The 23,981-nt window shown below is 54.7% G+C and carries 24 protein-coding genes; 10 read left to right on the top strand and 14 right to left on the bottom strand.

The genetic code is table 11. The annotated features are described in order from the left end of the window. Positions 1-9 precede the first annotated feature (9 nt). Positions 10-1,431, bottom strand: coding sequence for a glycosyltransferase (locus ACWHYZ_RS06615; RefSeq protein ID WP_447986490.1), 1,422 nt, complete (start codon positions 1,429-1,431; stop codon positions 10-12). A gap of 127 nt (positions 1,432-1,558) precedes the next feature. Here ACWHYZ_RS06615 and ACWHYZ_RS06610 point away from each other — a divergent pair, with 127 nt between their 5' ends. Beyond that, entirely contained in the window at positions 1,559-3,091 is a 1,533-nt protein-coding gene (locus ACWHYZ_RS06610) for a hypothetical protein (RefSeq protein ID WP_447986489.1), read from the top strand. 40 nt (positions 3,092-3,131) lie between these two features. Here the strand turns inward: ACWHYZ_RS06610 and ACWHYZ_RS06605 are convergent, their stop codons facing one another. Genes ACWHYZ_RS06605 through ACWHYZ_RS06590 form a run of 4 tightly spaced genes read right to left on the bottom strand, consistent with a single transcriptional unit; the run spans position 3,132 to position 6,224 of the window. Continuing rightward, complete coding sequence (locus ACWHYZ_RS06605; RefSeq protein ID WP_447986488.1) at positions 3,132-4,208, bottom strand: HEAT repeat domain-containing protein; 1,077 nt, start codon at positions 4,206-4,208, stop codon at positions 3,132-3,134. Positions 4,209-4,225: 17 nt separating this feature from the next. Continuing rightward, positions 4,226-4,624 (bottom strand): response regulator transcription factor, encoded by a 399-nt coding sequence (locus ACWHYZ_RS06600; protein ID WP_447986487.1) that lies wholly within the window; start codon positions 4,622-4,624, stop codon positions 4,226-4,228. Positions 4,625-4,626: 2 nt separating this feature from the next. Beyond that, positions 4,627-5,586, bottom strand: a complete 960-nt coding sequence (locus ACWHYZ_RS06595; protein WP_447986486.1) for a DMT family transporter — start codon at positions 5,584-5,586, stop codon at positions 4,627-4,629. After that, a complete protein-coding gene (locus tag ACWHYZ_RS06590; protein ID WP_447986485.1) occupies positions 5,583-6,224 on the bottom strand; it encodes an O-methyltransferase in 642 nt (213 codons plus the stop codon). Before ACWHYZ_RS06590 ends, ACWHYZ_RS06595 begins: the two co-directional genes overlap by 4 nt. A 95-nt stretch (positions 6,225-6,319) precedes the next feature. Between ACWHYZ_RS06590 and ACWHYZ_RS06585 the strand changes: the two genes are divergently transcribed. Together ACWHYZ_RS06585 and ACWHYZ_RS06580 are read left to right on the top strand one after the other, a co-directional pair. Continuing rightward, on the top strand, positions 6,320-7,864 hold the full coding sequence (locus ACWHYZ_RS06585) for a carboxypeptidase M32 (protein ID WP_447986484.1): 1,545 nt from the start codon (positions 6,320-6,322) through the stop codon (positions 7,862-7,864). An 85-nt stretch (positions 7,865-7,949) separates the two neighbouring features. Further along, positions 7,950-8,351: a hypothetical protein gene (locus ACWHYZ_RS06580; RefSeq protein WP_447986483.1), complete on the top strand. Its 402-nt coding sequence runs from the start codon at positions 7,950-7,952 to the stop codon at positions 8,349-8,351. Between the two features lie 105 nt (positions 8,352-8,456). Here the strand turns inward: ACWHYZ_RS06580 and ACWHYZ_RS06575 are convergent, their stop codons facing one another. Next, positions 8,457-9,023 carry a hypothetical protein gene (locus ACWHYZ_RS06575; RefSeq protein ID WP_447986482.1) on the bottom strand — a complete coding sequence of 189 codons (567 nt, stop codon included), beginning with the start codon at positions 9,021-9,023 and terminating at the stop codon, positions 8,457-8,459. 37 nt (positions 9,024-9,060) lie between these two features. Further along, on the bottom strand, positions 9,061-10,563 hold the full coding sequence (locus ACWHYZ_RS06570; protein WP_447986481.1) for an aldehyde dehydrogenase family protein: 1,503 nt from the start codon (positions 10,561-10,563) through the stop codon (positions 9,061-9,063). Positions 10,564-10,728: 165 nt separating this feature from the next. Here ACWHYZ_RS06570 and ACWHYZ_RS06565 point away from each other — a divergent pair, with 165 nt between their 5' ends. The 6 genes from ACWHYZ_RS06565 (at position 10,729) to ACWHYZ_RS06540 (ending at position 16,024) form a co-directional block, all read left to right on the top strand. Then, complete coding sequence (locus tag ACWHYZ_RS06565; protein WP_447986480.1) at positions 10,729-11,160, top strand: Fur family transcriptional regulator; 432 nt, start codon at positions 10,729-10,731, stop codon at positions 11,158-11,160. Between the two features lie 141 nt (positions 11,161-11,301). Then, positions 11,302-12,291: an extracellular solute-binding protein gene (locus tag ACWHYZ_RS06560; protein WP_447986479.1), complete on the top strand. Its 990-nt coding sequence runs from the start codon at positions 11,302-11,304 to the stop codon at positions 12,289-12,291. A 9-nt stretch (positions 12,292-12,300) separates the two neighbouring features. Beyond that, on the top strand, positions 12,301-13,887 hold the full coding sequence (locus ACWHYZ_RS06555; RefSeq protein WP_447986478.1) for an ABC transporter permease: 1,587 nt from the start codon (positions 12,301-12,303) through the stop codon (positions 13,885-13,887). Between the two features lie 133 nt (positions 13,888-14,020). After that, a complete protein-coding gene (locus ACWHYZ_RS06550; RefSeq protein WP_447986477.1) occupies positions 14,021-15,145 on the top strand; it encodes an ABC transporter ATP-binding protein in 1,125 nt (374 codons plus the stop codon). Positions 15,146-15,234: 89 nt separating this feature from the next. Continuing rightward, a complete protein-coding gene (gene exbB / locus ACWHYZ_RS06545; RefSeq protein ID WP_447986476.1) occupies positions 15,235-15,660 on the top strand; it encodes a TonB-system energizer ExbB in 426 nt (141 codons plus the stop codon). After that, entirely contained in the window at positions 15,650-16,024 is a 375-nt protein-coding gene (locus ACWHYZ_RS06540; protein ID WP_447986475.1) for a biopolymer transporter ExbD, read from the top strand. Before exbB ends, ACWHYZ_RS06540 begins: the two co-directional genes overlap by 11 nt. A gap of 381 nt (positions 16,025-16,405) precedes the next feature. Here the strand turns inward: ACWHYZ_RS06540 and ACWHYZ_RS06535 are convergent, their stop codons facing one another. The 6 genes from ACWHYZ_RS06535 to ACWHYZ_RS06510 all read right to left on the bottom strand — a co-directional run bounded on the left by ACWHYZ_RS06535 (position 16,406) and on the right by ACWHYZ_RS06510 (position 21,716). Beyond that, a complete protein-coding gene (locus ACWHYZ_RS06535) occupies positions 16,406-17,320 on the bottom strand; it encodes an FAD:protein FMN transferase (protein WP_447986474.1) in 915 nt (304 codons plus the stop codon). A gap of 110 nt (positions 17,321-17,430) precedes the next feature. Next, on the bottom strand, positions 17,431-18,003 hold the full coding sequence (locus ACWHYZ_RS06530) for a hypothetical protein (RefSeq protein ID WP_447986473.1): 573 nt from the start codon (positions 18,001-18,003) through the stop codon (positions 17,431-17,433). Beyond that, the gene (locus ACWHYZ_RS06525; protein WP_447986472.1) at positions 18,003-18,686 is read right to left on the bottom strand and encodes an FMN-binding protein; all 684 of its coding nucleotides are present in this window, start codon (positions 18,684-18,686) and stop codon (positions 18,003-18,005) included. The genes ACWHYZ_RS06530 and ACWHYZ_RS06525 overlap by 1 nt, the downstream gene beginning before the upstream one ends. Beyond that, complete coding sequence (locus tag ACWHYZ_RS06520) at positions 18,683-19,141, bottom strand: DUF3576 domain-containing protein (protein ID WP_447986471.1); 459 nt, start codon at positions 19,139-19,141, stop codon at positions 18,683-18,685. Before ACWHYZ_RS06520 ends, ACWHYZ_RS06525 begins: the two co-directional genes overlap by 4 nt. An 85-nt stretch (positions 19,142-19,226) precedes the next feature. Next, entirely contained in the window at positions 19,227-20,699 is a 1,473-nt protein-coding gene (locus ACWHYZ_RS06515) for a hypothetical protein (RefSeq protein ID WP_447986470.1), read from the bottom strand. Positions 20,700-21,125: 426 nt separating this feature from the next. After that, positions 21,126-21,716, bottom strand: coding sequence for a hypothetical protein (locus tag ACWHYZ_RS06510; RefSeq protein ID WP_447986469.1), 591 nt, complete (start codon positions 21,714-21,716; stop codon positions 21,126-21,128). A gap of 494 nt (positions 21,717-22,210) precedes the next feature. Here ACWHYZ_RS06510 and ACWHYZ_RS06505 point away from each other — a divergent pair, with 494 nt between their 5' ends. Beyond that, entirely contained in the window at positions 22,211-22,864 is a 654-nt protein-coding gene (locus tag ACWHYZ_RS06505) for an HD-GYP domain-containing protein (RefSeq protein ID WP_447986468.1), read from the top strand. 438 nt (positions 22,865-23,302) lie between these two features. Here the strand turns inward: ACWHYZ_RS06505 and bfr are convergent, their stop codons facing one another. Further along, a complete protein-coding gene (gene bfr, locus ACWHYZ_RS06500; RefSeq protein WP_447986467.1) occupies positions 23,303-23,782 on the bottom strand; it encodes a bacterioferritin in 480 nt (159 codons plus the stop codon). Positions 23,783-23,981 lie beyond the last annotated feature (199 nt).

Here is a 23,981-nt window from a genome sequence, read left to right as displayed (position 1 = left end):
TTGCTTCCACTACCGGGACTGCCAAGTCGCCACACGAGTCATCTGACCCCAACTCGCTTTCGCGCCGGAGATCCAACGAAAGAGTCCGATGAAGCGCCAGATAGCATTCAATTGCCGATAGCCAAGATTTTCCACAAGCGCAACGGCAAACAGGCACAGGTTGTGGACCCATTTCGGATAGATATGGAACGACAGCTCTTGGAGGAGCAGTGCACTGACGGACACCACCATTCCGAGACCGACGTCCACCAGCAGAAACACGGTGAGCGCTTCAATCGAAATCAAATTCAAGGCAAAACCAATGGCCATGGTGAAATACGCAATGACCGCGATGAGCGGACTGAGACATTCGAACAGGACCGCAAACGGAAAGGCTAACCATCCCACCGTGCCGCCTCGAGGATGGAACAACAGCTCGCGATTCAGGGATAGGCTTTCACAGAGCCCCCGCTGCCACCGGATTCGTTGGTTGCGAAGCGTGTTCAGATCCTCGGGGGCTTCAGTCCAGCAGATTGGATCCGGGACAAATGTGATGCGATACGGCGTCCGAGATTCTCGTAGCACCCGGTGCAGTCGAACGACCAATTCCATATCTTCGCCGATGGTCTCCGTGCGATAGCCGCCCACTTTCAGGACAGCCTCTTTCTGGAACAGCCCGAAGGCACCTGAAATGATCAGCATCGCATTCAGCGGCGACCATCCGAGTCGCCCAAAGAAAAACGCGCGGATATATTCAACGATTTGAAAGAGCGCCAGCAGATTTTTTGGCATGCCGACCTTGACGAGGAATCCACCGCTGACCTGACAGCCATTGGCAATTCGAATGGTGCCTCCGCAAGCCACCGTAGAGGGATCATGCAGAAACGGCTGGACAATGCGTTGGAGACTATCGCGTTGCACAATCGAGTCGGCATCCAAGCTGCAAAACAACCCGTACTTGGAGAGATTGATGCCGGCATTTAACGCATCCGCCTTCCCCCCGTTCTCCTTATCCACAACGCGCAAATTTGGATAATGCCGAGAATGATACACTGCACGAATCGTCTTGGTGGGAATCCGCATCTGGTACACTTCAGGAAACTGGGTTAATGAAAATTCGCTCATGAGTACATCCAGCGTCCGATCCTTGGACCCATCATTGATGACGATAATTTCGTATTCCGCGTAGGTGAGCTGCAACAAGGATCGAATCGAACTGGCGATCGTCGATTCTTCATTGTAGGCAGGCGCAAGTAGACTGATACCGGGCTCAAAACCGGTATAGCCTTCGGGCAAGCGATCCAGTGTATGTTCGGGAAGGTACCGAGAGAGGGAGGCGAGAGCAATAAGATCTAGCAGCAGATAGCTTGCCGCCAGGAGCAGGAAATAAATAATGAAAAGCCATTCCCATGTCTGTAGGAGGCCCGCGGCCAGTCCGAGAGGCTCACTCATTCTACATCAGCCATCGTGCGGCCGTGACTCGGCCACCTAGGGAGACTATGCGGCGAGCGGGCGATACTCGAAGTGGGCACACAAGCGAATGATCCGTTTCTGTCCATTGTGTAAGGAAATGTACCACATGAAATGCGTCTTGTTTTTTGGCTGGACTGTTCTGGCAGGCTGTACTTTTTTGAACAATGCTGTTGCGGAAGAAATTCCCATTTCCGGTGACATCCCATTCAATATCGAAGAGATCGACCTCACCTATAGTGACGCCGCTCCCCCACGGATTTCGTTTCGATCGACCGTAGCCACCCATGAGCCCCCTCCACCGTTTCGCCCCTCCATTGGGCAATTCGATGTTTTGCCCATTGTCAAAACATCGAAATTGACTGGACCATGTGAGGCGCCGGACATGGGGACGGGAACATGGACAGTGGTCATCCGACCATCGAACGCCAATAGATGTGAGGCCGCCATGACTCTCCAGAGGTCTACGGCCATTGATGTGCTGTCCTATGGCACCATGACCATCAAAGGCAAGGCCTCTAAGCCGGTAACCATCGCAGTGACAAATGGTCTTGACCGGCCCGCTGTTCCGTTGGCGCGGGTCACCGGTAACTTTGATCTACGGCTCTCTCTCAAACCGCTCGTCACCCATGTGGATCCCACGCACGTTACGACAATCGTATTTGAAACCAGCTCCGACGAGACAATCCTTGCACTCGAACGTTTCGTGCTGGAACGCATGCCTCCCTCGCTTGTGGCGCGGCACGCGAAAGGATTTTGGGTCTGGGACTACCATGCAGCGGTGGCACATCCCGAAATCTTGCTACGAGACTGCCGGCGTGCGGAGATCAGCCGAATTCTGGTGCAAATGCCGCACAGGGACGATCCGCCGAGTCTCTGGTCTGCGTATGCGTCGCTGTTGAAGCGTGCCAGTCAATCGGGCGTTGAAATATTCGCCCTCGATGGCTACCCGGAGGCGATCTATGAACCCGAGGCTTTGATTGAAAAGATTGTACGATTACGGACGCTCTTAGCAGAGGGCCATTGGGCAGGGCTTCAACTGGATATTGAACCCTACCTCCTCGCTCGCTTTTCAGATCCTGAGGACTACCGCCTTTACCTTCATGTTATCGACACAATCAGAGCGGCCCTAGGGGACCGCACTCGATTGTCTATTGTGATGCCGTTTTGGTTTAGCGCCAAAACAGTCAACCATCGGCCGCTGGACTTCGAAGTGATGGATCGCGTCGATGAAGTGGCGTTAATGAGTTATCGGACCGATGTGGACGACTTACAAGACCTCACAGAACATACGCTGAGGTACGGTGATGCCATCGAGGTGCCGGTATGGCTGGCGGTCGAAACACGCTCATTACCCGTCGATCGCCAGGTGACTCTGATTCGGGAACCTCGGCGGGACATGGCCAATGCCTATGTCGACAGGGCTGGTCGGCGGCTGGTCCTCACGCCGCCACCTCCGGAACACAAGGAAGGTTTTCGAATCGCACGTCAGGTTACGATTCGACCGGAACGGCTGACCTTTGCCGGGAAAAACCGCCGCGATGTCAATGCGGCACTCAATACGATTTTTGCCTTTCCACACACCAGTCTGGCTGGCGTGCTGATTCATGATATGCCCGGCTACTTTTCCCTTCCGGAGTGACGCCTCAGGGAGATCGGTGAGATAAGGTCCAGTGCGGTTCTTATGCGTGTGGCGCGCTTATCGAGGTGCGAAGAAACGGTTCGAGAATCTGTCTCGCAAGGGCATTCTGTTGCCGTGCGTGGATTTCGGCTAAACGCTCCTGCTTCATGAGCGGTAAATGTGCCAACGCTTCCGCCGCCCGATAGCGCACGTCCCACTGCAAGTCCGACAAAAGCGAGATCAAGAGCCCTTCATCGGCCGGCATTCCTATGGTGCCCAAGGCCGCCACAGCCTGAGCTCGCACGCTTTCATCCGGATGCGAGACGAAGGACCTGACCAATGCAAGATCTTTGGGATCCTGAAATTGCCCAACCAGCTTCAGGCAGGCGACCTTCAACGCCGTCTCGGTCGAGTCGCGTGCCAGCAGCGTCCGCACGGCAGGCAGCGCCACCGTGCTCCGGGTAACTTCCAAATAGTGCAAGATCCGCACCGCCATGTCAGGCGTCGCTGCCATCGCGGCCTCTGATAAAGGCTCAGCAATGAACGCTGAACCGACCTGAGAGAGGAGCGCGGCCACCTTGGGGGGAGACCAATCGGCACGTGCGCCGATCCAGGGCGTGATCAGCGGTAATGCGGCTTTTGAATCGATATCGACCAAGGCTCGCGCAGCGGACAAGGACACGATGGGATGTGAGGATTGAGCCAGCGCCATGAGATCGTTCCAGGCCGATCGCTCACGCAAATGACCCAAGGTGATGATGGCCATGAGCCGTTTGCGGAGACTTTTCGCTTTCAAGAGCTTCAGCGCCGCACGATCCATGCCTGCGAGGCGGGCCAGTTGATTGAGGCCGACGATTTTATCTTCGCCCAGCAACGACTCGTGAAAATAATTCCAGTAGAACAAAAAGTTTAGGGTATCACGAGAGTCGACTGGGGGAACGGATTGTGGAATGTCGCTCAAACTCTGCACGAGTAATGGGCGCCAGGCCGCATGGAAGCGATTGCGTCGCCGAAGCTGTAGATTTTTTGTCAACTGAAGCGCGACGATACCGGCGAAGAGCGCCACCACAACCGCGGCTTCGGCCATCGCTCCCATCCATATCCACTTAAATGACGGCATCATTGCAGGCTGCACCATCTTACCTCGGACTCAACTTATGACACTGCCTTGAGAAATCGCCGGAGGCGGGCCATCAGCTCTTTCGGATTGAACGGCTTGACCACATAATCACTCGCGCCGGCATCAAGGGCACGGACGATATCCCGCTCGGCCGAGTCGGCCGTCAACATCACAATCGGGACTCCCCGCCATGGTTCTTTCGATCGGATATGTGTTACCAATTCAAAGCCGTTGTGGTACGGCAGCATGACGTCCAAAAGCACTAACCGCGGCGGCAACAGCGTGTCGATAAGATGGCGAGCCTGCCGGCCATCTGACGCTAAAATGGCTTGATAACCCTCCCGTTCCAATAAAAACTGCAGGAGTGTCACCATGTCTTCATCGTCCTCGACGATAAGGATGGTTTGGGATCCCGCCGCAATGGTATTCGACATAATTACGCTTCTTGCTGAACCGGCGCCCGTGACACCACCGGCCTATTGACTAACCACACACCAGCCAAAATGAGCATGATACCAATAATCTCCTTCATTTGGATGCGATCGCCAAGGATCAGGGCTGCGAATACCAGCGCCGAAACGGGAATCAGATTCACGAACACCCCTGCACGCGACGGCCCTACACCGCGTACCCCATAGAGCCATGCTTGCTGTCCCAGGGCCGTTGCAAACACAATCAGATACAACAAAGCCAGCCAACTAGATGAGGCGACCGTGTCCACCCCGATCCCCCGCATTTTCGTATCCGTCCAAAGTAATGGAATCTGAAGCAAGATCGAGAACAACAACGTCGTCCAATTGACGGTTAAAGGGGAAAGTCGCTCCATAATGTGGCGACTGCCAATAGTATACATCGCCCAGCTCACAAGCCCTAGGACGACGAGCACCCCGCCGAGCCATACGCGTTCTTCATTGGCGCCGCTCGTATTCATGCCGGATACGAGCGCGACGCCGGCGAACGACACCACACAGCCGGGCAAAACTATACGAAGGGGGACATCGCGAATCAGGAGCGACGCCAGAAAGGCCGTGATCACGGGACTCGCCCCGATGATAACACCAGCCGTCGAGGCTCCGACGTACCGCAGCCCGAAAAGTGTGAAGAGATGATTGCCCAGCACGCCGAGGCCCAACATTGCCAGGATCGCCACATCTCTCGGTGAAAGAGTGACCTTTCGCCCTTCTTGCCGCCACCAGAGAGGAATTAAGATCAACAGAGCGCCGACGCCGCGCAAGACCGATACTTCGACCGGCGAAAAGGATCCGAGCGCAATCTTCTGCGCAACAATGGACCCGCCCCATACAACCGCAGCCGTCGTCAAGGCGGCATAGGCAAGAGCGGCGGACCCTTCCGGCACTCCACGAGAGGCAGCGCGCCCTTGAACACTGTCGCTCACGCTTTCCTCACTACAAAAATGCCATCGCGGATCGTGACGAGCACGGATTTGACTCCTTGGTCTGAGGCGATGACATGATTCAGTTCTTGAATGGCCTTCGTGGAGGAATCGACACCATCAGTTTTCAACACGTCGCCTGACCAGAGCACGTTATCGATGAGAATCACGCCTCCAGGCGCAATCAACTCCAGCGCACGCCGATAGTACTTCAAATAATTGATCTTGTCCGCGTCGATAAAAATGAGATCGAACGGTCCGGAGAGCGTGCCGAGCGTCTCAACGGCGGGACCGAGCCGAGCCTCTATCTTACTACCATAAGGACTTTTGGCCCAATAGATCTTCGCCAGCCCAACGGACGCCGCATCAATATCGCAGGTAATCAGCTGGCCGTCATCGGGTAACGCCTCGGCAAAGCACAGCGCACTGTATCCGGTGAAGGTGCCGACTTCCAGTACCCGCTTGGCTTGGACAATCTGGGCCATCATTTTGAGGAATGCGCCTGCGAGAGGCCCCACCACCATCTGGGGAAACTCCATTCGACGATACGTTTCCTCCCGCAAGGCCCGACAGATATCCGATTCTGCCCATGAATGGGCTTCGGCATACGCTTCAATTTCCGGCAGCACTAAATCTTTCATCGTTCTCCTCATTCTTCGCAGAGTCGACAAAACCACCGCCCGTTCCGTAAACTGCATCATCGCGTGTTGGGACGCGGTTGTGCAAGGAGGCCTTCATGAAAACGCTCGCAACGTTAACGCCGCTCACCACACAGCTCGTAGAAATTCAACATTTCTCCAGCGCCGCGTCATTGCTTTCGTGGGACCAGGAGACCTATATGCCGCCCGGCGGTGGCCATGCGAGGGCGGAGCAGATTGCGACGTTGCAGACTCTAGCGCATGACCGATTCGTCTCACCGGACATCGAGCGCGTGTTGAGCCAGTGGGTCGATCCATCCACCGGCGAGGCTGCCGACACACCGGACGATGCGTGGGATGAATCAGCCCGCGCCCTGTTGCGAGAAGTCTGGCGTGATTTCAGCCGTGCGAAAAAATTGCCGTCGGACTTTGTGAAACGGCTGAGTCGGGAATCATCGTTAGCGCAGCAGGTCTGGGTCGAAGCGAGAAAGAAAAGCGACTTTCGACTGTTCCTTCCCAATCTCAGAACGATCATCGCGCTGAAACAAGAAGAAGCCGAATACCTGGGCTATCGCGATACACCCTATAACGCGCTGCTCGATACCTACGAACCACGTGCCACGGTGGCTCAATTGAAGCCTCTGTTTGTAGCATTGAAAGCGCGGTTGGTGCCGCTGTTGAACAGAGTCATGGCCTCCAGCGTCAAGGTTGATGATTCCATGCTCTTTCTCTCATTTGACACACACCGCCAAATGGAGTTTGGACGATTGGTGCTCACGGCGATGGGATATGACTTCGAGCGCGGGCGACTGGATTTGTCCGCACATCCCTTTACGACATCGTTCCATCCGACCGACGTGCGCGTGACGACACGAGTGTACGAAAAAGAATTAGCGGCATGCCTGTTTAGTTGCATCCATGAAGGCGGCCATGGATTGTATGATCAGGGACTCGATCCCGTCCGGTATGGGACGCCGTTGGGAGACTCGCTCTCGCTGGGGATTCATGAAAGTCAGTCGCGGCTTTGGGAGAATTCCGTGGGACGAGGCCGCCCATTCTGGCGGTGTTTTTATCCGCTGCTGCAGCAGATGTTCCCCGAACAACTCGGCAAGGTGGCACAGGAACACTTTTACGCCGCGATCAATCGGGCCAAGCCGTCATTGATACGGGTCGAAGCCGACGAACTGACCTACAATCTCCATATCATGATGCGTTTCGAGATTGAACAAGATGTGATCGAAGGCAGAACGCGTGTGGAAGACCTCCCTTCTGTATGGAATGAAAAAGTGAAGACGTATCTCGGCCTCGTCCCGCCGAACGATACAGAAGGCGTGCTACAAGATGTACACTGGTCGTTCGGGGCCTTCGGCTATTTCCCGACCTATACGTTGGGGAATCTCTACGCCGCACAGTTGTACGAACAAGTTCAAAAAGAGATCCAGAATCTCGATGCCGAGATCGAAGCCGGGCGACTGACCGTGTTGACCAAATGGCTCAATCAAAAAATCCACCGCTGGGGCCGCATGTTCACAGCCGAGCATCTGATGCAACGCGTGACCGGACGGCCGCTGAGTCCGGAGCCGTTCTTGGTGTATCTAGAGAAAAAATACGGCGACCTGTACGGATTGCAGAGGCCATTGTAGTCTTCACTGATAATGGCGTTGCCGGCATTGTACGTAAGGGTACGCCTTCTTGACCGCTTTCTATTTTGGACATACACTGCGGACCATGATGCTTCGGTATGCTTTGAGCATTATTCTCGTACTATTGGCATGCCCGGTGTGGGGAGGTGAACGAGTCCACCCAATTGCTGACGAGTTGAATTTCGATGAGCCGTTTGAGCAAGCGGCGGCCAAGAGCGTGCTCCGCTCACTCCTCAACCAGGCTTTAGGTATGATCGAGAACTACATCGAATTGAAGGGCGATTTACAGGCGAAGGAAGCGAGCGGAGAGCAGCGTGGCCGCTTCGAATTCAGACTCTACCCGCAGGGCAAATCGCAATCAGACGATCATATTAGTGCCGAGCTCCGGTTTCGATCCTCACCCCATGACCAACACTGGTCTCTTGATTTGAAGAATCCGAAAGAATCATCTAAAAACTCTCCCTCTTCACCAGACAACACACTCTAAGCTTCGATCAGTGAAATCAGAAGAAGTGGCGAAGAAATTCAATGTCTAGCTTTTCCATCAGCAGAAGTCTCATTTGGGGCTGATTTGACTTCCCCCACCCGACATTTAATAGCCCAACGCCGTATTCAGGCGAGCCAGCACCGGCGCCGGCAGGGTAAATTCGCTTTTCGTTTCAATCCGGGATGGCACGAGGAGGATTGTATGAAAGGAGACGGTTTCGATGGCAAGTTTGAATTCCGGTTCGGCTGGTGAACTGATCTCCACCGCTTCGACCGACTTGGAGATTTTGTCGGTGTCCTGAGGTGCATAATTCGTGACGACCGCATTGAGAATGTCGAGCACCTGTGCATTCGTCTCCGAGTTCATCTTCTCCGCTTCCTCAAGGAACAATTCGATCACATCTTCAGCTTCTCTCGACGCACTGAAGTTTTCAACGCGCTCTTTCCTCCGCAGCGACATCAGATCATTGTCCAGATCCTTGCTGAAGGCGCCGTACGCATACCGGAAAAATTCAAAATGGAAGCCTTTGAGTCCTTTGGCGAACATCTGCAATTCGCAGAGGAACGTCAATTGTTGCAATTTGACGTCGTTGAGCAATCCAAACGGCTCGGCTGATTGCAGCAAATGAAGCAAGAGTAGACGATCGATCGTAATCTGGTCCGGCTTCCTCATTTCTTACTCATCACTCTTCGCTTATCCTTCATCCTTGTCACTCGAGCTCTGCCTTCAATCCTTGCGCCATTACAATCTTCGTATCGAGATTATACGTGATCGCTTTGGGATGGGTCAGCACTGGGATCAAGCCGGCCGCGGAAGGGATCAGATTGCCGGATTGTTTGACGCCACCGAATGGCAACCGCACGCCAGCCCCGATACAGGGCAAATTCCAATAAAAAATCCCGCATCGCATATGTTCTTCGGCATACTTCGCCTTCCGATAGTCTTCGGTAATGATGGCGCCGGACAGACCATACTTGGTATCGTTGTAGACTTCAACGGCTTCTTCCACACCGCGAACCGGCACGATGGCCACATGCGGGCTGAAGGCTTCTTCGGTTAAGCACACACTGTCGTGATTCCACGGCCCCTGGTAGACAAATGGCCTCAGCCAGTAGCCATTGGGCGTTGGAGGCGGTTCACTGTTGCGATCCAACAAAATGTGGAAGCCTTCCTTCCGTGCCAACTCATTGAAACGGCGGCCCTTGTTGACTCCGTGCTGATTGATCATGCTCCCGTAGAAGACGTGCTCGTCCATTGGATCGCCGATGGTCACGCGCTTGGCCGCAGAGACAAATCGATCGGCAAACTGGTTGACGAGACTGCTGTCTATCAAGAGCCGACCGGCGGTAACGCATCGCTGCCCGGCTGTTTTAAAGGCCGACAAGACGCTGGCGGACACGGCCATGTCGACATTGGCATCATCCATGACCAATACGGCATTTTTTCCGCCCGTCTCGATCGTGCATACTTTATCTGCCTGCTTCGCTACTTCCTGCTTAATCTGCAGACCAACTTCATAGCTCCCGGTAAAGAGCACCACGTGAGTGTGCGGATGTGCGACCAGCGGCGCACCGACGGCTTCACCGGTTCCATGCAATACTTGAAAGACGCCAGGCGGCAGACCCGCCTTGTCAAAATAGCCCGCGATCTTCGCCCCGCACATCGGCGTCAATTCACTCGGCTTGAGAATCACGCAATTGCCCAAGACCAGCGATAACCCGGTGAGCCAAAACGGAAGCGCGACAGGAAAATTCCACGGCGTAATGGCGACGACCACGCCCCTCGGTTCAAGGACCTCATAACAGCGTTTGCTGGGGACTTCGTCGGCCAGGACCCGGCCATATTGCCCCAAGTGACCGAAGGCAAAGGCGTATTGCGCCGTATGAATCGCCTCAACGACATCCGCCCTGGCTTCATTGATCTGCTTGCCCGCCTCGCGTGCGACCACTCGAGCTAATGCCTCCTGGTCCTCCTCCATCAGTTGGGCGACGCGTAGGAGATATTCCGCACGCTTGACCAAGCCGATGCCACGCCAGTCGTCAAACGCCCGCTTCGCGGACAGCACGGCGGATTCAATATCATCGATTGTCGACTGGGGAAAGAGGCCGATGACGTCATCCGGATTCGCAGGATTGCGACTTTCGAACCAGTCACTGCACGAGGCGGATCGCCATGCTCCCTGAATGAAATTGTCGATTTTTGAAACAGCCATGCCGAACCTCCGCGCCGCCCATGCCGAGTTCTTCCTGACTATAGTCGTTGGCGAAGGACCTGGTCAAACGCCGGACCGCTTGCTCACTATTCGAATAGTTCCACTTGACCCTTCCTACACAATTGGTTTTTAATATTCAATTATCAAAACCGTCTGAATCAAATCATGCCGAAAACTGCGAAAGAAATTTCCGTTCTCAAAGATCATCTGGCCAAGCACCAATTGAAACTCACGCGTCAGCGTGAGCACATCTTGGATATGTTCTTAAAGAACGAGCACATCACCGCTGAGCAAATGTACCGGCAACTTGCCAAAAAAGACCCGCATATTGGACTGGCTACGATTTACCGAACCCTGAATCTCTTTTGCGAGGTGGGTTTGGCCCAGGCTCGTCATTTCGGCACACAAACGCAATACGATAATGTGTCGCATAAGGGGCACCACGATCACCTCATCTGCACGACCTGCGGCAAAATCGTGGAATTCCAAAATGAAGACATCGAGCGACTTCAGGAAGAGGTCGCCCGCCGAAATGGCTTCACCATTCAAACGCATAAACTGGAACTCTACGGCGTGTGCGCCGGCTGCCGACATTGACCGTTTTTCCTTTTTTTTGGTTATTCTTTTTGAGAGAGTGAATCAATTTCATTTTCAGTCGATCCAACCGGTATGAATAGGAGAATATCTTTGATAACCCTTCATGGTCGGTCTCGCTTATCTACGATTCTGATGATACTCATGGCACTGGCGGTTGAGGGTCTCTGCTTCTCAATGGAAAGCTTAGCCGCCGACCGGCTGGTGGTGTATTCCGGACGTGCCGAGCGACTCATCAAACCGGTCCTCGACGCCTTTCAAACCAAGTCCGGCGTGCATGTCGATCTTCTATCATCCGGAAGTACCGAATTGGTCAATCGGCTACAAGCCGAGGGAGCACGCACATCGGCCGATGTCTTTATCACCAATGAGGTGGGAGCGCTCGAGCGAGCACGTGAGCTTAAGCTGCTCGCTCCGCTCGATGCCGCCCTGATCGATGGGAAAATTCCATCGGCATTCAGAGCCTCGGATAATACGTGGGTTGGATTGTCGGGACGCGTGTGGATCATCGTGTATAATACCGCGCTGATTAAGCCTGCCGACATTCAATCGATGTTGGATTTGGCCGACCCTCGCTGGAAGGGAAAGATCGCCATCCCAAATGCGGGCAGTGAATATTTGCAAGCCGGCGTGTCGGTGATCCAAGCGGTTTATGGTGATCAGCGAACACAACAATTCCTCGAGGGGTTGAAAGTTAATGCCGGCACCCATGTCTATGGGAAAAGTTCCCAGATCGTCGATGCGGTGGCCAAGGGCGAGGCGGCGGTCGGGCTCGTCAATCACTACTACATTTATCGACACCTCGACGCACAGCCAAAGGCGCCCATCGCGCCGCTCATTACGGATCAGCAAGATGGCGGGATGGGGGCCATTGTGAATGCCGCCGGTGTAGGCATTGTCGCGCACAGCCGCCATAAAGACCTGGCGAAGCGGTTAGTCGAGTTTCTCGAGTCGCCGGAGGGCCAGAAGATGTTCGCCGACCAGAACAAGGAATACCCCCTGAATCCGGACGTCGCCGCCGATCCTGCCCTGCCCTCAAGACAGAGCTTCCGAACCGCCACCGTGCCGCTGGTCAAACTGGGCGAATTACGCGAGCCCACGATGGCCCTGATTGAACGCGTCGGCCTTCGCTGACCAGGCACCATGGCGCAGGCAATTCGGCAATGGTTCCCCACCTCCGTCTCGGCGCTGGGCGTCCTCGTTGCCGGATTGATTTTCTTGCCGTTGCTCTACATCATCAGCCTAGCGTTCTCCACGCAGGCCGCCGTCTGGAGACGCCTGTGGCAAACCAGGATCCCCGAACTCTTGTCCAATACGGCCTGGCTCGCGGTCGGCGTGTCGATCGGAACACTGTTGATCGGCGTCTCTCTCGCCTGGCTCGTCGTACGCTACGACTTTTGGGGACGGCGTATGTGGGAATGGGCGGTAGTCTTGCCGCTAACCATGCCGACGTATGTCCTGGCCTATGTCTACACCTACCTCCTCGGGACGGGTGGGCCGATCGAACAGATCTGGCGTCTGATTGCGGGCCCCGAGGCACAGGTCTTTTCTCCACAAACCTATGCCGGTGCGACGCTCGTCATGACGCTCGATACGTTTCCCTTCGTCTATCTGCTCACCCGTGCCGCCTTGTTGAATCTCAATGTCTCGTTCGAAGAGGTCGCTCGCGCCTGTGGCGTTTCGCGGCTCGGCATTTTGTGGCGGGTGACATTGCCTCTTCTGCGCCCGGCAATTGTCGCCGGACTGTCATTGGTTATCTTATACGTCGTATCCGATTTTGGCGCCGTCTCCCTCTTGCGGTATCAGACCTTTACGTACGCGGTCTATCAACAGTTGACCGGACGGTATGACCATGCGGCCGCCGCGATCCTCAGCTTGCTCTTGGTAGTCTTCGCGCTGGTGTTCCTCTTGGCCGAACGCTGGTTTCGCCGGCGAAGCCGCTTTTACCAAACGACCGGCCGTTATCGCGCTCCGGCACGAAAGACTTGTGGCCCTATCGGAACCATGCTCATCACAGGCTATTTTGCGCTGATCTTGGGGGCAGCCTTCGCGGTGCCCGCTTGGCTCTTGATGAAGTGGACGGCCACAGTAGTCAGCGAAGGGGCCATTGATGCCCGCTTCCTCGGATTCATTTGGAACAGCACCTTCCTCTCCGCATTCGCCGCGACCATCGCCATTATTCTTGGCACACCCCTCGCCTATTTGGCGACGCGGCGCTATTCCAGGGTAAGCGTCCTGTGCCTGCAGGCCGCCTATGCCGGGTATGTATTGCCGGGCCCGGTCGGTGCGCTTGCGATTCTCGTTGCCTTTGCGCATATCGCGCCATTCTGGTACGGCACCGTCATCGTACTGATGGTGGCCTATGTCGTGCATTTTCTTCCCGCAGGACTCCAGACCATGGAACCGGCGTTGCAACAAGTCACGCCGAATCTGGAAGAAGCCGCGAGAAGTCTGGGGTCGGGCACCGTCGAGATACTCAAAACCGTCACGCTTCCGCTTGTTCGCGGTGGATTCATCGTGGCCTGGGTGCTGATCTTTCTGCAGTGCATGAAAGAATTACCGGCGACGTTGCTGTTGCGTCCGGTGGGGTTCGATACCTTGGCGGTTCGTGTCTGGTTGGAAGCCAGTGAAGAATATTTTCAACTGGCGGCCCCAGCGGCGCTGCTGATCGTGGTCATGACGGTGCCGGCCTTGTTGCTCCTGGTCGCCAAAGACTGGCGCGCCGCTTAGAAAGATGGTGAAAAAGGCCTTCAGCTTCGTTCTCGGTCATTCGGGCACCTCAACGTACTTCACAGTACGCCTCGGCCTCCGAATTCCCTGGGGCCTCGCTGGGCGGCCTTTTTGAGCATCTTTTTGAGGTAAGATGCAGAATGCGCCGGATGTGGAGAAACAGGCAAGCCCCGACATGAACACGCCAGTCCATTCAACTCGCCAGCCAGTGTTGGAACTCCGTCATGTGACATGTGCGTATGAGGCGGGGCGTCCGGCCATTGCCGATATTTCGCTGACCGCTCAAGAGGGAGATATCCTCTGCCTGTTGGGGCCTTCGGGTTGTGGAAAGACGACGACGCTACGCGCCATCGCCGGATTTGAATCGATTTCGGCCGGTGAGGTTTACCTACAAGGCCAGCTTGTCTCTTCGTCGACACTGTTGGTTCCGACGGAACAACGCCGGATCGGCATGGTCTTCCAAGAATATGCCCTCTTCCCTCATTTGAGGGCGGCTGACAATGTCGCCTTCGGCCTTCGCCATCTTCCGGCCGACCAACGCGCCGCTCAGGTCGAGACGATGTTGGCCATGGTCGGTCTCACGGGATTTGAGCGCCGCTATCCGCACGAACTCTCGGGTGGACAGCAACAACGCGTGGCCCTGGCGCGCGCGTTGGCACCAAAGCCCGTGATGTTGTTGCTGGATGAACCCTTTAGCAATTTGGACCCTGATATGACGGGAAAGATGCGAGAGGACCTGCTCCATCTGTTGCGGCACACGAGCACGACCGCCTTGCTGGTCACGCATGACCATGACGAAGCGTTTGCCATGGCCGATCGCATTGCCGTGCTTCGCAATGGCCGCCTTGAACAGCTTGATGTCCCGGAGGCCATTTACCATACGCCGGCGACGCCCTTTGTCGCCGATTTCGTCGGACAAGCCGACTTCATTCCCGGCCTTGTTGAACACAGAACGGTGCTAACCGAGCTGGGAAGGTTTCCGAACCAGAGCGGGTATCCGACAGGGACCAAAGTGGTGGTCATGATCCGACCTGATGATATTCATGTCGTGCCGTCCGATCTGGCGAAGGCGAGGATTTTAGCCCGACAATTCCGGGGATCTGAAAATCTCTATACGATCGCGCTCCCTTCCGGACGCATCGTTCATAGTAGCGCCTCTTCTACCAGCATCTACTCCGTGGGCACTCCGGTCGAACTAAGCGTCATTGCCACCCACACGGTGCTGTTTCCTCAGGACGACACGTTCGCCCAGCCTTGACCACAAACACGACCCATCGCACAATCCGGTTGACAGCTTCCTGTCATTCTGGCATCGATGGTGTTTGCTAACACTTGCTGAGGTACCTCATGGATGCGCTGAAGAATGTCGTTGATTACGGTGTGATCGGGCTGCTGCTTGCTCTGAGTGTTTGGGCGGTCGCGATCGCCGTTGAACGGTGGCTGTTCTATCGCCGCGTGGACGTGACCCAATTTTCAAACCAACACCAGTGTGAAATTGCCCTGACCAGACGCCTGGTCATCATCGGCACGATCGCCGCCAATGCGCCCTACATCGGCTTGTTGGGCACGGTCCTCGGCATCATGCTGACCTTTCACACCATGGGAACGGCCGGCACCATGGCCGTCAGCACCATCATGATCGGACTCAGTTTGGCCTTAAAAGCCACTGCGGCCGGCCTGCTGGTAGCGATCCCGTGCGTCGTGATGAACAATGTCCTTCGCCGGCGGGTCACCGAATTGGTGACCACCTACAAGAGTCGCCATGGAGCGTGATATCGATCAGATCAACGTCATTCCATTGGTTGACGTCATGTTGGTGCTGCTGGTCATTGTGCTGACCACGGCAACCTTTATCTCCACAGGTCAGATTCCTGTCGATCTGGCGAAAGCCAAGGAAACCGGAGATCGGCAGGACTCCCCGCTGGTGGTGACCCTGACGGCTGACGGAGGGTTATTTATGAACGATCAGCCGGTCGGCGAAGATGGACTGAAGAGCGCGTTGGCCTCGCAGCCACGGCAATCATTAGTCGTGGTACGGGCCGATCGCGTGACCGTTCTCGAGCGCTTCGTCAAAGTGGTAGATGAAATACGCGGGATGGGATTTCAGCAAGTTAGTCTCGAGGTGGTCCGGTCGTAGATGCAGTGCTGTGGAATCAGCATGGGTATGACCGACGGTATGCTCCATGCTGAGCGCTCTCAATGTTACTTCACCGTATGCCGGTTGGCTGGGCGTTTGCATCGCTTTCGGCCCTTGAATTGACCCTCAACCAGATGCATTGCGCCGGCAAGTCGCGTTCGTCGGCACGAATGAACATTCAAGAGCCTCCAGCGGCCCGATTGAGCCGCGCAGGCCGAGCCGGCGTTGACCATACCATCGGCCAATGAATTCCCCGGGGCAAATCAAAAGGTCCGGTTATTTGTTCGGCATCAGGCCCACCAACAAGCCCTGCAGGTCAAACGCCTCTCTCCTCTAGGGCTTCCCCAGCCATTCGGAAGGCACGGCGAGTGTTGAATCTTATTATTTATTCGTTGAGTCAATAAAGTGCATGCGAAGGCGCAGGCCAGAGGACACGAGAATGCGGCCTTCACGATCGACGATGACGGCTTCCACGTCCGGTAGTCGCTCCACTAATTCCATCCCACGCTGTGGCCCCATCACAAAAATACCGGTATCCAACCCATCCGCCATCACACCTTCCTTCGCAATGACCGTCACGCTTTGACACTCGCGGGCAGGCTGTAATGTCTGAGAGTCGAGAATATGATGATACCGCACACCATCACGCTCAAAAAATCGCTCATAGTCTCCGGCGGTCGATATGGCTTCGTCATGCAATTCGATCGTGGCTAAGAGTGCCGTATCCTTTCGGGGATGTTGAATACCAAAGAGAAATGTTTCTCCATCAGGCATCCGTCCAAAGCTTTTGATATCGCCGGAAAGGGCCACCACGCCTGCAGTTGCTCCAGCGGCTCGCATCGCGTCGACGGCTCGATCGGCAGCGAAACCCTTGCCGATTCCGCCGACATCCACGCGCATCCCATCCCGCGTCAAAAAAGCCGTTCGCCTCGCACCATCAAGTTGAAGCGCCGAGAGATCCACAAGCGGCCGTAAGCTGTCGAGCTGTTCCTGTGAGGGGATGTTCAAGTGCTCTATCACGCTCCACGCTTGAACGGCAGGACCAATGGCAATGTTAAATCCGCCTTCGGTGAGCCGAGCCACTTCCACCGATCGCGTGAGCACGTCCATGGTCTCGCGGCTGATCTTCACAGGCTCCCGCCCGGCTGCGACATTCAAACTCGACAGTTCACTGGTCGGTATCCAGGTACTCAAGAGCTCCTCAAGTCGGCGAATCTCCATCAACGCTGAGGCCGCAGCGCGCTGTGCAGTCGGCTCGTCTGGAGCCACCGCGGTCACCGACACCAGTGTGCCCATTAGCATCTGGCTCCGTCGCACAGTCGAGACGTCGGCACGAGCAATGTCACTTGCGATCAGCATGCAGACGAGGAAGGAGAAGACGACGATTCGGCAGGCGAAGTGGAGGCTCATTGAAGTGGAGCAGCACTCGGCGGATCTGGCGTCAGCAATGGAGATGATCGCGGCTGATCACTGGGGCGTCCGCTTGCCATAAACGGACGCTGCTTGATCCACATTTCATACAGAGGAATGAGCAAAACGATGAGGAAGCTCGCAGCCATAAGCAGATCGCCCATGAGCATGGTCAGCGCAAAGACGGGCGAAACGTACCGGATCAGCCACGGCGAGAGCAGATCTAGAAACACCCCCCCGAAGGACGCCCACGTCGTCAGCACCTTGAGTCGGTTGCCGGCTTCCGTCAAGAACAGGACATGGATGAGGATCAGGAATAGGACCGGCATGGTAAACAGGTGGAAATGCGTAATCTCAGACAATTCGCGAAAGGACATGGGTTCGCCAAAGGTGGCATCTGATCCGAGATAGTGCTGTGCGACCCGGTCTGGAGACAATTCGGTCATACTGTGGGCCCAAAAAAATGAAAATCCGAACGCAATGACCATGAACATCAGAAAGAGCGTATAAATCAGCCTAATGTGCCGATCACTGTCACGAAGGCGGAAGCGAGTATTGAAGTTACGCATCAGTTGCCGAACAGGCCTCCAAACAAGCGGTTCATAATACCCTGCTGGCTTCGCTTGGCCTCCATCGTATCGCTGCCTCGCCCTAGAGGCTTCAAGTAGAGCTCATCGACCATCACCAAGGCTCGTTTGACCCCTGCACTCATTGACCGTACCGACATCGTCGCGCCGCTGATATTAATGATATCTCGATTGATGCGGATGGGATCGAAAAGCGTCTTCCCTTCATACTGCGCGTTGAAGCGTTTCGTGCGGACTTCGGAACCTTTTGCCTCGCGATAGACCAGCACTTCGATATTGAGCACTTGTCCTTTCGGGTCTACCCCAACCATATACGTAATGGCCTTATGCTTGCCAATGGTGTTTTGGACGATTGCATATCCGTCGACCACGGCGCCTGTCTTGCCGATATAGACGTTAAATTGCGACTCTGGAAAATGCCATCCGATGCGTTCCTCGATCACTCGCTTCTGATCAGCATTCAGTTCGATGCTCTCTAGAGCGATGCGTTCCGACTTTGGAAACATGAGCCGTGCCGCTTCCTCTTCGGTGAGAAACTCCTCTTCGCTGGTCATTTCCTGGGGCGTCAGATACCGCCCCAACTCGGCATCCCAGATACGCTCGGCCCATACAGGGCCGGAACTGACTATGCAGACCACCCACATCAGCGCTTGAATCAGTTTCATGGTGTCGAACACCCTTGGCTTTTCAACTTGCTATTGATTCTGTTCATCACGGCTGTCATCGCTTCTTCAGATGGCTCAACAGAAGACCATTTGGTTGCCTGACTCGTCGCGCCTCCCCGGACATGCCATTGCTCTCTGTTTTCCGTCACGTTGACTTCTGTACCCGGGTCTCGGCGAGTGACTGTTACGATCATGCGGGACCGTTGTTTGTTGTCAAATGCAGCTCGCCGAAACACGCCGAACCTTCGGTCCGGTCCCTCCATTTCGGTCCAACTCGTCTCGATAACGCCGGATTCCTTATCTTTGACTTTCACGGGAAAGTCTTTCATCGTGTCCATTGCCGCGTTCCAGACGGTATCATACGGGCAGAGGACATGCTGTTCTTTTGACAAAGAAGCGCAGCCTACCATGAATATGGCTGAAGAAAACAGTATTGCCAACTGTAAGAATCTCATCGTTTAGCATCCCTCCTAAAAAGACAGGGGCGGCCCCTAGGCCGCCCCACGTGAATCCCCGGACTATACCTTACCTTCAGCTCTTTTAGAAATATGTGGCGGCCGACAATAGAATGGCCCTATCGTGAATTCTGTTACTGTTTCGATCAATAGCCTCCGGACTATATTGAAAATCGACCTTGAATACCGTGTCTTCAGTCGGACGATAGTTCAAGCCGAATGTTGCCCGCTGCAGCTGTCCCAGGCCGTCTGGTTGGTCGAGATTCGTATTGACCTGCTCCCATCGAATCATCGCGGTAAAGGTCGAGATCTCGGGGCGGAAGAAGCTGGGGGCCAAGCGCGTCATCCACTGGGGGAGAAAATGATAGTTCCCCTGGATGTAGTAACCCTGCATGCGCTGCGGGCATACGTGGCCACTCAAATTACCACTAATACTACCCGTCACATTTGTGCACACACTTCCGTCAATTCTCTTATTGTTGTCCTCGACATAGGTCCAGATCGACTCTCCGATGACTTCGAACGGCCCACGCACAAGCGTCCAGTCGACTGCCGCAATCCCTATATGCCTTTGGCCAAAAGGATCGTAGGTCCCGTAGTAACCGGACCCGCCAACCTCAGCCCCGAGAAATGGGCTAAAAGCCAGTCTTCCCACTACTGACTTACCATTGTTGTTATCAAATCCGCCGCCTATAGGGCTGACACGCTGCCGGGCGCCGGCTACGCCTCGGCTCTCTGTAATCGTATTCGCGCAAGTTGATGTATTCAGGCTATTTGCAGCCGTACTCCCTGCCTGGCAATTCCCAAATCCGTTATAGCCGGTCGTGACATACACTTCGTAATCCAGCTTGGATTGTCGGCTCGGATAGAACGTTCCATAGGCGCCCGCTCCTGTCTCAGAAAGCACCGCGCCATACAATAACTGGGTCACGAGTGGTCGTTCCGTCAAGTCACGAAGGGGAGCATCGTGTAAGAGGTTGAACTTGCCGACCGGGAGCAAGAGCACTCCAGCGCGGAAATTCAACTTATCGTTCACTAGGTAGTCAATGGTTGCAAATTCTAAGCTGACCTCGCTGGTGGGTGAGCTTGATCGCTCGAGAATCCCATGTTCAATTTCTATTTCAGCGGCGAACTTAATATGTTCGCTGATGTCTCCATAGATGAACGGAACGAAGCGATGAACCTCCATCGTACTTGGGCCGCCTTGATTACGCCGATTAATATACTCAAAATCCATATAGCCGCCGAGAATGGCCTTAGGACTTGAGACGAAGGGCCTCGCATAGATCAACTTACCAGACCCTTGCATGATCGACCCATATTTGCGCTCGGCACCTTGGCCTTCAGCACCCAACTGTTGCACGTTGGGCGATTCACCGGGGCGCATGGCCGGTGGTTGGCCCTCAACCTCGCGTTCGCGCGCCTCGTGCTTTTTCATGTCCTCGATCGTTTGTTCCAGGCGTTGAAGCCGTTCATCAGTCGTTTCGGCGATTGCAGCGCCAGCTTGAACCACACAACACATCACTAGAAACCCATACCACAGCCGTCCCCGTCCCATGCCTCTCCTCCTGTTGGAATAGTGTTGCCTGGGACGCTGTGGTCCTCTGAGTAAATAGTGTGCCTGTAACGTACCTCCTACGCGCGCTCTACCGGCTCGTAGACGCGCCTTGCGATGTTGTTGACTCCCCAGTTGCGTAAGGAATGACGACAAGGCGCTTGCAGCGCTTGCACTTCAGTTCAACTCCAGCCGTCAACAGTCTGGCAACAAGGTGGCCGCAGTCACACCGCGCCTCTTCGCATCTGATACCGTGGTTCACGTAATGCATTCTCCGATAAATCCACATGAAATTGAGAACGATTATTAATATTAAAAAAGCCACAGACTTGTCAATAGAAAAGATTAGGGCCATCTGGCCCAACTGAATTGCACGAAGCCTCCTGGGCGCAATAGGGCTCTTTGAGGTGGAAGGATGGGGCGGATGGATTAGGAGGTCTGATGTCGGCGAAACCACCAAAAGCGCGGATACGGCGGCGTTTCGTACAATCGAGATTCAATGGTAGATGGAGTCGGCAGCTCGGTTATAATGGGGCGCCCCTCAAGCGTTGGGTACCGATCCAATACTTCACCCTTTGCCGGCTCTCCTTCGGCAACAGCAGAAAGAAGAATGGCTCGGTTGTACTGTGGGGAATCGACGCCAAGCCGCCAGGTACCGACATAGGTGACCGCGCCCTCACGTACTTGAAAATGGGCATGGATCCCGGCCATCGCCATGAAGGCACCCTCGGCGATCTGAATACGCCCCAACTCATACTCCCCTTCCGGCAGAGGCAAAACGAACCACGCATCGTCACTGTTTACGTCTACTCGGGTGCGTTCCTGCGTAGCCGTGTTGACCAATTCGAAAAACCGTAATTCGGGCGTAAACCATCGCGTGGTAGGTCCGAGCAAGACCGTGACGGCTCGGCCAATTACGACAGCGGCATCAGTCGAAACCGAACCAGGAAGCGCCGGCATGGTAGTCACACAACCTGCCAACGCGCCTACCAACAATAAGGAGGCCGCTACTTTTAACATAGAAGAATCATAACACATCGATACCACACTCGGAGTGTCTGCAGATAATTGAATCTTTACTTCTTTGCCCCTTGGGCTAACAAAAAGGTTGACGATACCAATCCCAATATGATATTGAGAATCGGTATCAGCTAACAACGAAGAAGAGGCCAGCGACACATCGTCCCGAGCCCACCTTGTGAAAGCAAGTCGGGCTCTTTTTATTTCAGGAGAACACGATGGACGATGTAGCGCTGAAATCGATAACGGACATTCGATGCCACTGCGGGAACATGCTCGCACGTTGGCATGCCGATGGTATCGAGCTCAAATGTAGACGATGCCGGCGGCTCGTCATAATTCCCTTTTCACAAATGATGGGAACACCGCCGAGGATGATGCGGATGTGATTACGACAGAGGATATTTCCTTGAAGGCCCACGGATTGTTCGTCCAGAGCCAAGACCGAACGTGGTGTTGGGCTCTCTTTGTTTTATCATCCGAAAGAGGTTTGCATGAACACACGCAGGACTATATGGACCGATTCTCTTCCACGAATGGAACAAAATCGTGGCTTCGCCCGGCCATCATCAACAGCGCTCCACATTCTGATCCAGGCAATGCAGGCCAAGGATCCCGCATTGCTGCAGCATGGGCACCGCACAGCCCGTCATGCGACGGCCCTCGGACATGCAATCGGCGTCTCAACTCGCGATCTCCTTGATCTTTATTTGGCGGCCCTACTGCACGATGCCGGAAAAGTGATGCTTCCCGATACCATTCTGAGAAAGAACGGCGCACTGACTCAGGAGGAATACACCTTGATGCAATGCCACCCGCGCGAAGGAGCTCGGCTCCTCGAAGCCATTCCAGTTCTACGTCGGGCAGCCGTCATCGTGGCCCACCATCATGAGCATTGGGATGGATCCGGATATCCCTACGGGCTTCGTCAGACCTTCATTCCCCTGGGATCGCGCATTCTAGCCATAGCAGATCGATTTGACGCATCCTGCTTCGAGAAGAGCCGCTCTCATTCCGATGAGCAATCGGTCTTAAACCGCCTACGGATGCTGGCGGGATCTCAACTCGATCCGACGTTAGTCGGTGTGTTTGTACACGAACGGCAGGACGAACATCCTCATGTATCTTGCACGGGAAGCTCAAGCTGAGAATTCGGGGCGAGAGTGCCGTTCGCCCCGCTGGGTAGGGCGCCTCGGTTCGTCCGAGCCCCCCTACCCATCCTTCGGAGAAATTCATCCGGTTTACCTGAGGAGGCAATTATAAAAATGAAGATTCGCTCATGTCCTCGCTGTCAACATCGCACGCTTGTCCAGACCAGCGTATTTTGGGCCTGTGACGCCTGTCAATTAGCCATTACTACGATAGCCCTATCCGTCGAGGCTCAACAGAGCAAACCAGACTCCAAAACGAAGATCGCTCGGTCCAGCGCCTAACGAACACAACCATGATGCCGCGCAATGTCGGTCACGCACAAGAACAGGCCGTCCTGATCAGTCTTATCATCTCCATTGGCATGATCGCTCTCAGCCTTATCGGCATGTGGGTATGGCGAATGTTCAGTCATCTGTGCATGCGACAGGCGTCCCCTACGATCCTTCTTTTTTGATCTGCTCGCTGAGGTAGTTTTCCAATCCGACCTGCTTGATGGTTTCCATTTGCGTCTCAATCCAGTCGATGTGTTCATCGACGTCCTCGGCCATATCTTCCAGCATATGCCGAGTCGTGTAATCTCCAACCTTCGCGCAATGAACAATTCCCTCTGTCAGCATCGTGAGCATCTCTTTTTCAGCCTGGAGATCCGTTTTGAATTGTTCTGGAACCGTTTCACCGACATGCACGGTCCCCAACCGTTGCACGTTAGGAACGCCTTCAAGATAGAGGATATGCTCGATCAGTTCATCCGCATCCTTCATTTCGTCGAAGCTGCGCTCCTTGATCTTATGATGCAACCGCTCATATCCCCAGTTCTCGCACATCTTTGCGTGCAAGAAATATTGATTGATGGCCGTCAGGTCGGCGGTCAGAATCTTATTGAGTAACTCGATGATGCCTTCTTTTGCTTTCATGGTAGCCTCCTGATTGGTTCAAGGGATCACTAGTCATTCGGCGCACGGAGGCGCTCCTTCTCTCAATATGTCATGCCGTTTTCATCAATTCAAGTGGAACTACCTAGCGAGATGAATTATGAGATTCAGAGTCGCTGAGAGGAGTATTCAAAATCTGTTTCGTGTGGCTGGGGATACATCGCAGGCAAGCACGTTGGCG

The sequence above is a fragment of the Nitrospira sp. Nam74 genome (genome assembly GCF_965152615.1).
The sequence above is the reverse complement of the archived record's forward strand: the minus strand, read 5'-3'. Positions and strand labels throughout refer to the sequence as shown.